The organism is Cryptosporangium sp. NPDC048952, assembly GCF_043197895.1.
Taxonomy (GTDB): Bacteria; Actinomycetota; Actinomycetes; order Mycobacteriales; family Cryptosporangiaceae; genus Cryptosporangium.
On record NZ_JBICTY010000001.1, the window covers coordinates 1410375 to 1421779 of the forward strand.

General features: G+C 72.0%; 9 protein-coding genes. 6 read left to right on the plus strand and 3 right to left on the minus strand.

What is annotated here, in order from left to right:
- Nucleotides 1–224: 224 nt before the first annotated feature.
- The 4 genes from ACGFY5_RS06635 (at nucleotide 225) to ACGFY5_RS06650 (ending at nucleotide 4794) form a co-directional block, all read left to right on the plus strand.
- A complete protein-coding gene (locus ACGFY5_RS06635; RefSeq protein WP_392718021.1) occupies nucleotides 225–920 on the plus strand; it encodes a helix-hairpin-helix domain-containing protein in 696 nt (231 codons plus the stop codon).
- Nucleotides 917–3316, plus strand: a complete 2400-nt coding sequence (locus ACGFY5_RS06640) for a ComEC/Rec2 family competence protein (RefSeq protein WP_392718023.1) — start codon at nucleotides 917–919, stop codon at nucleotides 3314–3316. Before ACGFY5_RS06635 ends, ACGFY5_RS06640 begins: the two co-directional genes overlap by 4 nt.
- 63 nt (nucleotides 3317–3379) lie before the next feature.
- Complete coding sequence (gene holA / locus ACGFY5_RS06645) at nucleotides 3380–4363, plus strand: DNA polymerase III subunit delta (protein WP_392718025.1); 984 nt, start codon at nucleotides 3380–3382, stop codon at nucleotides 4361–4363.
- Nucleotides 4360–4794, plus strand: a complete 435-nt coding sequence (locus ACGFY5_RS06650) for a hypothetical protein (RefSeq protein WP_392718027.1) — start codon at nucleotides 4360–4362, stop codon at nucleotides 4792–4794. Before holA ends, ACGFY5_RS06650 begins: the two co-directional genes overlap by 4 nt.
- A gap of 61 nt (nucleotides 4795–4855) precedes the next feature.
- Here ACGFY5_RS06650 and rpsT read toward each other — a convergent pair whose 3' ends face one another.
- Nucleotides 4856–5116, minus strand: a complete 261-nt coding sequence (gene rpsT / locus ACGFY5_RS06655) for a 30S ribosomal protein S20 (protein WP_392718029.1) — start codon at nucleotides 5114–5116, stop codon at nucleotides 4856–4858.
- Nucleotides 5117–5415: 299 nt separating this feature from the next.
- On the opposite strand from rpsT, the gene lepA reads away from it, so the two are divergent.
- On the plus strand, nucleotides 5416–7260 hold the full coding sequence (gene lepA / locus ACGFY5_RS06660) for a translation elongation factor 4 (RefSeq protein ID WP_392718031.1): 1845 nt from the start codon (nucleotides 5416–5418) through the stop codon (nucleotides 7258–7260).
- 91 nt (nucleotides 7261–7351) lie between these two features.
- Here lepA and ACGFY5_RS06665 read toward each other — a convergent pair whose 3' ends face one another.
- Nucleotides 7352–9772 carry an FtsX-like permease family protein gene (locus tag ACGFY5_RS06665; protein WP_392718033.1) on the minus strand — a complete coding sequence of 807 codons (2421 nt, stop codon included), beginning with the start codon at nucleotides 9770–9772 and terminating at the stop codon, nucleotides 7352–7354.
- Nucleotides 9772–10518 (minus strand): ABC transporter ATP-binding protein, encoded by a 747-nt coding sequence (locus ACGFY5_RS06670; protein ID WP_392718035.1) that lies wholly within the window; start codon nucleotides 10516–10518, stop codon nucleotides 9772–9774. Before ACGFY5_RS06670 ends, ACGFY5_RS06665 begins: the two co-directional genes overlap by 1 nt.
- 121 nt (nucleotides 10519–10639) lie before the next feature.
- Between ACGFY5_RS06670 and ung the strand changes: the two genes are divergently transcribed.
- Nucleotides 10640–11323, plus strand: a complete 684-nt coding sequence (ung, locus tag ACGFY5_RS06675) for a uracil-DNA glycosylase (RefSeq protein WP_392718037.1) — start codon at nucleotides 10640–10642, stop codon at nucleotides 11321–11323.
- Nucleotides 11324–11405: the final 82 nt, after the last annotated feature.

Consider the following 11405-nt stretch of genomic DNA (forward strand, 5'->3'; position numbering starts at 1 on the left):
GTGCGGCCGGTGGTCGCGCGGCGGATGCAGGCGCCAGTGACCGCGGGGCGGGCGCGCGCGGCGCCTGGCCGCCCCGGGCTATCTCGGGCACCACGTGGCCGACGCGCGCAACCTCCCCCTCGGACCACTCGACTGCACCTCACACGGCGGATCGTCCGACTGCGCCCAAGACGGCGGGGCATCCGCGGGGGGCGCCGCCGGCGGAGGCTGAGGCGGGGGCGCTGGTGAGCGAGCTGAGGGGGGAGCCGGCTCGTCGGGAAGGTGAGGTGCTCGACGTGGGGGAGGGCGGGTGGCGGCGGTGGATGCCGGAGGGGATGCGGAACGCGGCGCTCGGGCCGGGGCGGCGTGGAGTGTGGACACTCGCGGTCGTGGCGATCGTCGTCGCGCTGGTGGCCGGGGTTGCGGCCTGGCGGGCGCGGCCCGATGCGGAGCCGGTCGACACCGCGACGATCGTGGACGCACCAGCGCCGTCCGAGTCGGCCGCGGCGTCGCCGTCGATGACCGTCGTAGCGGTCTCCGGGCGCGTACGCCGCCCCGGCCTGGTGCGGCTCCCGACCGGCGCACGGGTCGCGGACGCGTTGAACGCCGCCGGTGGCGCGTTACCGGGCGCCGACCTGAGCTCGCTGAACCTCGCCCGCAAGGTCCTGGACGGCGAACTGATCGCGGTCGGAGTGCCCGGTGCCGCCGCGCCCGCACCGGGAAACCCAGGCGCCCCTGCGGACGCGAATGCCCCACTCGATCTCAACGCCGCTACCGTCGACCAATTCGACGCGCTACCGGGAGTCGGCCCGGTACTGGCCGATCGGATCGTCGCCTACCGCACCGAGCACGGAGGCTTCCGCTCCGTCGACCAACTCCGCGAGGTCGACGGCATCGGCGACAGCCGCTTCGAGAAACTCCGCCCCCTGGTCCGGGTATGAGCCGCCCCGACACCGACCGCCCGGCAGCCGTAGCCCGAGCCCCAGTCGACCTACGGCTCTGCGGCCCGGCACTGGGCGCCTGGCTAGCCGCCTGGTGGTGCCTGGCCCACGGCCCCTGGCACGCCGCCGCCGTGGCGGCCGGCGCCGCCCTGACCGCAGCCCTCACCACCCTCACCCTCCACCCCGCCCGAACCGCGGGAGGCGGCACGGGGCGCGGGATGGGGCGGTGGGGTGGGGTGGCGTTGGGGGTGGTGGGGGTCGCATTGGGAGTGGGGATGGGGGCTGCGGCGACCGCTCCCCGCTTGGTCGAGCGGGACACCGGCGCGCTGGCCCGGGCGGTGCAACGCCCGGGAACGGTCGAGATGCAGCTCGTGGTGCGCGACGACCCGCGCCCGGCAGCCGCGCGACGGGGCGGCGCCCCGCTCTGGGTGATCACGGCCTCAGCCGAGCACATCACGCTCGACGGGGCCGGTCACGCAACGTCCGGCCGGCTCCTCGTCCTCGGCGAGCACCCCGGCTGGGAAGGTCTCCTCCCGGGCCAACGCGTCACCGTCGACGGTGGCCGCCTCCTCGCCCCCCAACGGCGAGACCTCACCGCCGCGGTCCTCCGCACCACCGCCCAACCCCGAAAGATCGGCGCACCACCCTGGCTGCAGCGCGCGGCCGGCTCACTGCGAACCGGCCTCCAGAAGGCCTGCGCCCCACTCCCCGACAGACCCGGCGGCCTCCTCCCAGGCCTCGTCGTCGGCGACACCTCGAAACTCGACCCCGCCGTCACCGACGCGTTCCAGCAAACCGGAATGACCCACTTGACGGCGGTCAGCGGGGCGAACCTCGCGATCCTCGCCGGGCTCGTGCTCGCGGCTCTCCGCGGCATCCGCGCCGGCCCCGGCTGGTCCGCCGCACTCGCCACCCTCGCGATCGCCGGCTTCGTCATCCTCGCCCGCCCGTCACCGAGCGTCGTCCGAGCGGCCGCGATGTGCGGCCTCGGGCTACTCGCCCTCGCCCTCGGCCGCCCCCGGGCCGCCGTCCCCGCGCTGTGCGTCTCGATCGTGCTCCTGGTGCTCGTCGACCCCGCGTTGGCCGCCGCACCGGGCTTCGCGCTGTCGGTGGCCGCGACCGCGGGTCTCCTCCTCGTCGCACCGACCTGGTCAGCGGCGCTCAAGCGCCGCGGCGTGCCAGGCGTCGCTGCCGACGCCCTCGCGGTGCCCGCCGCTGCGCAGGTCGCCTGCTCGCCGCTGATCGCGGCCTTCACCGGCACGGTCAGCCTCACCGCGATCCCGGCGAACCTGCTCGCGGCACCGGCCGTGGCCCCCGCCACCGTGCTCGGCCTCCTGGCGGCGGTGACGGCCCCCGTCGCGATGCCGTTCGCCACCGCCCTGGCCTGGCTCGGGCAGTGGCCCGCACGGTGGCTCGTGGAGGTGGCCGAGCGGGGCGCCCGCGTGCCCGACGGCCTGCTGCCCTGGCCGGGCGGAGCCGCGGGCGGCTGGATGCTCGCGGCGCTGCTCGTCGCCGGGGCATTCGCGGCTCGCTGGCGGCTAGCGCGTCGCCTGATCGCCGTCGTCTGCGCTGCCGTGGTCGTGGCCGTGCTGCCGATCCGCGTGGCGGCACCCGGCTGGCCCCCACCGGGCTGGGCCGTGGTCGGGTGCGACGTCGGTCAGGGCGACGCTGTGGTGCTGCGTGCCGGCACCGCGTCCGCGGTCGTGGTCGACGCCGGACCCGATCCCGCCCCGGTCGACGCGTGCCTGAGACGACTGGGCGTCGATCATGTCCCGATCCTGTTCCTCAGCCACCTGCACCTCGACCACATCGGCGGCCTCGACGGCGTGCTGCGCGGCCGCAGCGTCGGCGCGATCGCGATCGGGCCGTTCCGTGAACCTGCCGAAGGCGCTGCGGCGGTGAGCCGCGAGGCGCGTCGGCATGGCGTCCGTATCGTGCAGTTGACGGCGGGGAAGCGGCTGACCGCCGGAGCGGTAGGCCTCCGGGTTCTGGGGCCGCTGCGGGTGCTGCGTGGCACCCGGTCGGATCCGAACAACAACAGCCTCATTCTCCGCGCGCAGGTGCGATCCGTGTCCGTTCTCCTGCCTGGCGACGCCGAGCACGACGCCGAGCGGGCGCTGCTCGGCACGCGCGAACCGCTGAAGGTCGACGTGCTGAAGGTTCCCCATCACGGTTCCGCGTGGTCCGAACCGGCGTTCCTCGACGCCGCGGCCGCGCGGGTGGCGCTGGTGGAGGTCGGGGTCGACAACGACTACGGTCACCCCGCTCCGGCCGTGCTCGCGCACCTGACCAAACGGGGTGCCCGGGTGCTGCGGACCGACCTGAGCGGCGACCTGGCCGTGGTCACCCTCGCCGACGGCACGCTTTCCACAGCGGTTCGAGGGCGTCGGGAGTGACATATGGTGCACACCGGCAGCGTGGGACCGCACCGTTCCGCGCAGCGTGCAACGATGTGCGTCATGCCTGGCTCGGCCGCCCCCTCACTCGCGCCGCTCCACCTCGTCCTCGGGGACGAGAGTTTCCTCGCGGGACGCGTGGTCGCCGACGTGGTCGCCGCCGCGCGTGCGGCGGACCCGGAGTGTGACGTCCGCGAACTCGACCTCACCCAGCTGACCCCTGGGGCGCTGCCGGAGCTGTTCAGCCCGTCGCTGTTCGCCGAGGCGCGAGTGCTCATTGCCCGCGACGCCCACACCGCGGGCAAGGACCTCGCCGCCGCGCTCGTCACGCACGCCACCGCGCTCGCGAAGGACCCCAGCAGCGGGATCATCCTGGTCGTCACCCACCTCGGTCAGGCGCGCGGCAAGGCGCTGAGCGACGGGCTCAAGAAGGCCGGCGCGGAGACCACAACCGTCGCCAAGATCACCAAACAACGCGAAAAGATCAACTTCGTCCGCGATGAGATCCGCCGCGCCGGAGGGAAGGCGAGCGAGGAGGTCGCCTCGCTCATTCTCGACGCCGTGGGCTCCGACCTGCGTGAACTCGCGTCCGTGTGTAGCCAGCTGGTGGCCGACACGGGAGGTCGGGTCGACCTCGAGGCCGTGCGGCAGTACCACCGCGGGCGCGCGGACGTCAGCGGCTACACGGTCGCCGACGCCGCGATGATCGGTGACACCGCGGCCGCCCTGGAAGCGCTGCGCTGGGCTCTCGCGATCGGCGTCGACCCGGTGCCGATCGCTGACGCTCTGGCGGACGGCGTCCGGAGCGTGGCGCGGGTGGCCGGCGCGAAGGGGAGCGGCTACCAGTTGGCGAGCACCCTCGGGATGCCGCCGTGGAAGGTGGAGCGGGCGCAGCGTCAGGGTCGGGGCTGGTCGCAGGCCGGGCTGGCCTCCGCGGCCCGGGCAGCTGCCACCGCCAACGCCGACGTCAAGGGTGGCGCCGACGACCGGAACTACGCGTTGGAACGGGCGGTGCTCGCGATCGTCTCGGCTCGGGAAGTCAGGTGACGGCGCGGTTACTCGCGGCTTTCCGGGAAGGACCAGAGGAGAACGAGCGGCGGCCGCTGTATGCGCGGATCCTGTGCCTGCGGCACGTGGAGCCGGGCAAGGTGCTGTGTGCGCTGTTCTTCGAGGGCTCGATCGTCGTCGCGATGCTGCTCGCTTTTGCCGACCTGGTGAGTTGGTGGGGCGTGCTCGCGACACCGGCCGTGGTGGCGGCGATGGTGAAGCTGAACGACGTCGTCGCCGGGAGGTTGCCCGATCCCCACGCCGCGCGCCGGCCCCGTGCGCGAGCGGATGTGCCGCCGTCCGACGCCGCGGGCCACGGCGTGCCCGTCGACGAAGAGCCCGATACAGCGGTGCTCGGGATCATTCAGGTCGAGCCGGACACCGACGCGACTGTGCCCCTCGAGCCCCTACCCGACGCCGACCAGCGCTAGGGCCCCGAAACGACGAAGGCACCGTCCCCGAAAAGGGGCGGTGCCTTCCGTGCGAGCGGGCTCAGAGAGCAGCGGCACGCTTCGCCATGGCCGACTTCTTGTTCGCGGCCTGGTTGGCGTGGATGACGCCCTTGCTCGTCGCCTTGTCGAGCGCGCGGGAAGCGTTGCGCAGCTCGGCGAGAGCCACGTCACGGTCGCCCGCGTCGGCGGCGGTACGGAACTTGCGGATCGCCGTCTTGAGCGACGACTTGACGGCCTTGTTCCGCAGGCGCGCCTTCTCGTTGGTCTTGATGCGCTTGATCTGGGACTTGATATTCGCCACGCGTAAGCCTCGGTCTGGTCGTGTTGTGCTGGACGGTTCCGGCGATGGCGGGATGCTCTCGTGCGAAACACTCTCGTCGAGCAGCGCACATCGCGCGCCCACCGCGCGAAGAGCCAGGCTACCAGCTGTGCCGCGATGTGTTCAAAACGCCGCTCGCGCGGCCCCCGCCGCCCGGCATCCGCACCACCGTGCCAGGCGTGGGAGAATTGAGAGCGACGCCGCTGACGAACCGGCGTGACCGGTGCGCCGGGCAGCCCCGCACCTAGTGACGTTCTCCAGAGGAAGAGAGGGACACCCGCGTGCCCCCGACGCCGCGCCCGGGATCGACCGACCCGAGCCTGATCCGCAACTTCTGCATCATCGCGCACATCGACCACGGCAAGTCGACCCTGGCCGACCGCATGCTGCAGATGACCGGCGTGGTCAACGAGCGTCAGATGCGAGCCCAGTACCTGGACCGCATGGACATCGAGCGCGAGCGCGGGATCACGATCAAGTCCCAGGCGGTCCGCCTGCCCTGGGAACTCGATGGAACCACTCACGTCCTCAACATGATCGACACCCCGGGCCACGTCGACTTCACGTACGAGGTCTCCCGGTCCCTCGCCGCCTGCGAAGGTGCCGTCCTCCTCGTCGACGCTGCGCAGGGCATCGAGGCGCAGACGCTCGCGAACCTCTACCTGGCGCTCGAGAACGACCTGCACGTCATTCCGGTGCTGAACAAGATCGACCTGCCGGCCGCGCAGCCCGAGAAGTACGCCGAGGAGCTCGCGAAGCTGATCGGCTGTGAGCCCGAGGACTGCCTCCGGGTCTCCGGGAAGACCGGCGTGGGCGTCCAGCCGCTGCTCGACGAGATCGTCCGCCAGTTCCCGGCTCCCAAGGGCGACGCGAACGCCCCGGCTCGGGCGATGATCTTCGACTCGGTCTACGACACCTACCGCGGCGTCGTCACCTACGTCCGTGTCATCGACGGTCAGCTCAACTCCCGCGAGCGCATCAAGATGATGTCCACCGCGGCCACCCACGAGCTGCTGGAGCTCGGCGTCATCTCGCCGGAGCCGGTGCCGTCCGACGCGCTCGGCGTCGGTGAGGTGGGGTACCTGATCACCGGTGTGAAGGACGTCCGGCAGTCGAAGGTCGGTGACACGGTCACCAACAACGCCAAGCCGGCGCAGCAGAGCCTCCCCGGGTACGCCGAGGCCAAGCCGATGGTGTTCTCCGGCCTGTACCCGATCGACGGCTCGGACTACCCGATCCTCCGCGAGGCGCTCGACAAGCTCCAGCTCAACGACGCCGCGCTCGCGTACGAGCCGGAGACCTCGGCCGCGCTCGGCTTCGGCTTCCGCGTCGGCTTCCTCGGCCTGCTGCACCTGGAGATCGTCCGGGAACGGCTCGAGCGGGAGTTCGGCCTCGACCTGATCGCCACCGCGCCGAACGTCGTCTACCGCGTGGTCATGGACGACACGACCGAGCACATCGTCACCAACCCGAGCGAGTTCCCGCACGGGAAGATCGAATCGGTGTTCGAGCCGGTGGTCCGCGCCACGGTGCTGGCTCCCAGCGAGTACATCGGCGCGATCATGGAGCTCTGCCAGTCCCGGCGCGGCACCCTCCAGGGCATGGACTACCTGTCCGAGGACCGGGTGGAGCTGCGGTACTCGCTGCCGCTGGCCGAGATCATCTTCGACTTCTTCGACCAGCTGAAGTCACGCACCAAGGGCTACGCCAGCCTCGACTACGAGACCACCGGCGAGCAGGCGGCCGACCTGGTGAAGGTCGACATCCTGCTCCAGGGCGAGCAGGTGGACGCGTTCAGCGCGATCGTGCACAAGGACAAGGCCTACAACTACGGCACGACGATGACCCAGAAGCTCCGCGAGCTGATCCCGCGGCAGCAGTTCGAGGTGCCGATCCAGGCAGCGATCGGAGCCCGGGTCATCGCCCGCGAGAACATCCGCGCGATCCGCAAGGACGTCCTCGCGAAGTGCTACGGCGGTGACATCTCCCGGAAGCGCAAGCTGCTCGAGAAGCAAAAAGAGGGCAAGAAGCGCATGAAGATGGTGGGCCGCGTCGAGGTGCCCCAGGAAGCCTTCATCGCTGCGCTCTCCACCGGCGACGCCAAGGACTCCGCCAAGAAGAGCTAGTCCACTGGCGCTGCACGGATTGAGCCCCCTACGGGGGCACGAACCGTGCAGCGCTTCCGCGCCGAGCGGCGACGTCGCCGCGGCGCAGCGGTCAGGCTGCGACGGGTGGGCGGCGCAGGAGTGACCAGGCCGGTAGGGCGCTCGCGCCTATCGCCAGCACCAGGCAGACCGCGATCGACACCCCCAGCGGGATCCACGGGATCGACGGACTCACGGAGCCCATGACCCGGGACAGCGCGGTGGTGAGCCCGAGCAGGCTGAGCACAGTCGCCGCGATCGCCAGCCCGCTTCCGACCAGCACCACCAGTGCCGCCTCGGCGACCACGACCCGCAGGCCCTGGCGTGGTGTCGCGCCCGACAGGCGCAGCAGCGCCAGTTCCCGTCGGCGGTCGAACGTCGCCATGAGCAGCGTGTTGACGATCGCCAGCCCGGTGTAGAGCAGCGCGACCCCCAGCAGCGCGGTCAGCGCGAGCTGGTTCCCTTCGTCGGCCTCCTCGCTGCGGAGATCGGCGTAGGCGGTGCGGTCGATCGCCTGCCCGCCCAGCGGTGCCACCGCGGCGTTGACCGCGTCCGACGAGCCTCCCCGCACGTACACCGCATCGGCGAGTGCCGCCGGGTCGTGCTCCCGCACCGTCTCGATCGGCAACATCACGCTCGTGGACTGGACCGATGCCACGATTGCCGCCACCCGCAGCTTCGACGTCACCCCATCGGCGAACGTCAACGTCACGGTGTCGCCGACGTCCAACCCCGAGATGTCCGACGCCGTGACGGTGCCCGGCCGTAGATCGGCCAGCGAGCCCTTCGTGACCGCGACGTCCATCGTGCTGCGCAGGGTTGCCGGGTCGACGCCGAGCGCGGACCCACTGAGGTCGTGGCCCTCGTAGACGCCGTCCGCGTTCTTCGGCACGACCTCCCACACGGTGGTCGCGAGCATCGACGACACCGTGGCGTCGGGCACGGCGGCGTGGATCGCGTCCGGAACCGCCGTGCTCAGCCCGGGGCCGTCCGACGGCACCACGATCACATCGGCCGTCAGCCGCGCCCGCAGATCGGCGTCCGTAGCGTCGGCGAGCGTGGCGATCGCTCCGATCATCGACCCCGCGACGCCGACCGTGACCAGCACCGGCGCCGCCGTCGACGCCACTCGCCGCACCGCGGTGAGCGCCCCCTGCCGCACCAGCATCGGCCCGGCGCCGCGCGCGGCCACCAGCGGTGCCGTCACCAGCCGGATGACCGGTGGAATGACCACCGGCGCCAGCAACGCGAACGCCACCACGAACAGCTCACCGACGAAGACCGTCAGCGCGATCGCGCCTTCACCGTCCACCCCGACGGCCGCGACGATCGACGCGATCGCACCAGCCAGGAACAGCACACCGAAGATCCAGCGGCCGACGGTCATCGTGCGACGCTCCACAGTGGCGTCGCGGAGCGCGTCGATCGCCGGGACGCGGCCGGCCCGCCGGGCGGCGGCCCACGATCCGATCACCGAGACGACGAGACCGACGCCGAACCCGATCGTCAGCGGCCAGAACCGGGCCTGCGGCGCGAACGTGTCGGGCACCAGCCCGGCGTTGTCCAACAGCACCGTGTACACCGCCGAGAGCGGGATGCCGAGCAGCGATCCGACCGCCGCGGCCAGGCCACCGACGATCAGCGCCTCGACGTGCACCGACCGGCTGACCTGCCGCGGCTGCGCGCCGACGAGCCGGAGCAACGCGAACTCCCGGCGACGCTGCGACACCGCGAACGCGAACGTCGAACCGACCACGAAGATCGCAACGAACCCGGCCATCCCGGCGGAGATACCGAGCAGCGCGGTGGCGTCGTCGAGCTGCTGACGCTCGGGGGCCGGCTCCGCGAACCACCGGTCGCCCCTCGTCCGCACCACCGCGTCCGGTCCGGCGGCGCGGCGCACGGCGTCGACAGCGGACGTCGGGGCGAGGACCCCGACGGCGCGGACCGTTCCCCACCGGGCCGCATCGGAGTCGGAGACGTAGACGGCGGGCTTGTCGACCAGACCGGACACCCGCAGGCGGTGGTCGCCGTCCGCGAGGCGGGCGGTCACCGTCGCGCCGGGCGCGACCCCGGCCTCGCGCCCGAGCACGACCTCGCCGTCGGCGGGCGCCGCGCCGGACACCAGCCGCGCGCCGGCCAACCGGGCGCTGGCCCAGCCGCGGCCCTCGTCGACGCCCGCACCCGCGACCCGCGCCGCGAACGCGCGGTCGGGGATCGCAGCGGTCACCCCCGGAACTTTCGCGAGCCGGTCGGCGAGGCCGCGCGGAGGCGGCGGGGGAGCCGCGACGATCGAACCGTCGTCCCGTTGGACGCCCTGCACGACGATCGGCGTCTCGGTGTAGAGGGTGAGCGCTGTCGAGAGCCCGTCGCGCGCGCCGACGCCGGCGAGCAGTTCCGCGGCGCCACTGATCAGCGCGGCGCCGAGCGCCACGGCGACGATCGTGCCGAGCAGCCCGGTCCAGCGGGCTTTCAACGTGGTCAGCGTGAACATCAGGCTTCCAGGTGAGCGAGTCGGGCTGCGACAGCATCGGGGGTGGGGCCGACAATTTCGCCGACCAGGCGCCCGTCGGCGAGAAAAACCACCCGATCGGCGTAGGAGGCCGCCACCGGATCGTGGGTCACCATGACGACCGTCTGGTGCTCCCGGTCGACGATCCCGCGGAGCAACGTGAGCACCTCGCGGGACGTGGTGCTGTCCAGCGCGCCGGTCGGCTCGTCGGCGAAGAGCACCGCCGGGCGGGTGATCAGCGCGCGGGCGATCGCGACGCGCTGCTGCTGGCCGCCGGACAGCTCGGTGGGGCGGTGACGCGCGCGGTCGGCGAGTCCGACCGCGGCGAGCGCGTCACGCACCTCGGAGCCCGACGGCCGCCGCTTCGCCAACCGCAACGGCAGCTCGACGTTCTGCGCGGCGGTCAGCGAGGGAAGCAGGTTGAACGACTGGAACACGAAGCCGATGCGGTCGCGGCGCAGCAGGGTCCGCTGCACCTCGTTGAGTTTGTGGACCTGGACGCCAGCGACCTCGATCGCGCCCTCGGTGGGGGAGTCGAGCCCGGCCGCGCACTGCAGCAGCGTCGACTTGCCGGATCCGGACGGGCCCATCACGGCGGTGAACGAGCCGGCGGGGAACAGGAGCGAGACGCCGTCGAGCGCGGTGACGTGCTGGCTGCGGGTGCGGTAGACCTTCCGGACGCCGTGCAGCGCGGCGGCGACCCCGGTGGTCGTGTCGGTGGCGAGCATGCGTCCAGCGAACCGTCCCCGGCGCCTGCGGTCACTGCGGGAGAGTGGTGTAGCCGGGGTAGGGCTGGGTCTACTTCGGGCGGTCCGCGAAGTGTCGTAGGGGTGGCTTAGGTTGCTGGGCATGGCACTCGACCTCATCGCCTTGCTGCCCGAGCCTTGGCAGGCCGTTCTCACGCCGTTCCTCGATCGCGACCGGGTCGCGGAGCTCGGGCGTTTCGTCGAGCGGGAGTACGCGGAACAGACCGTTTACCCGCCGGTCGACGACCTGTTCTCCGCGTACCGGCTGTGCGCTCCGGACGACGTTCGGGTGTTGCTGCTCGGGCAGGACCCGTACCACGGGCCGAACCAGGCGCACGGGCTGTGCTTCAGCGTCCGTGCGGGCAATCGGGTGCCGCCGTCGCTGCGCAACGTGTTCAAGGAGATGGCGGCTGACGTCGGCACGGAGATGCCGACGAACGGCGAGCTGACCGCGTGGGGGGAGCAGGGCATCCTGTTGCTCAACTCGGTGCTCACGGTGCGGGGTGGTAAGCCTGGTTCGCATGCGAACAAGGGGTGGGAGGAGTTCACCGACGCCACGATTCGTGCCGTGAACACGCTCGATCATCGCGTCGTGTACCTGCTGTGGGGTAGTTATGCGCGCAAGAAGGCGGCGCTGGTCACGAACCCGGAGCACGTGGTGCTCGAAGCCGGTCACCCCAGCCCGATGAACCCTCGCGGCTTTCTCGGCACCCGTCCGTTCAGTGCCACGAACAAGGCCCTGACCGACGCAGGGCTCCCCGAGATCACCTGGGGCCTCACCGCCTGAAGCAGGCTCGACCACGAGGACTATGCCCAGCTCTACCGACATCGGGGCGGGCGGCACCTACCGTCAGTGACATGACCGGCCC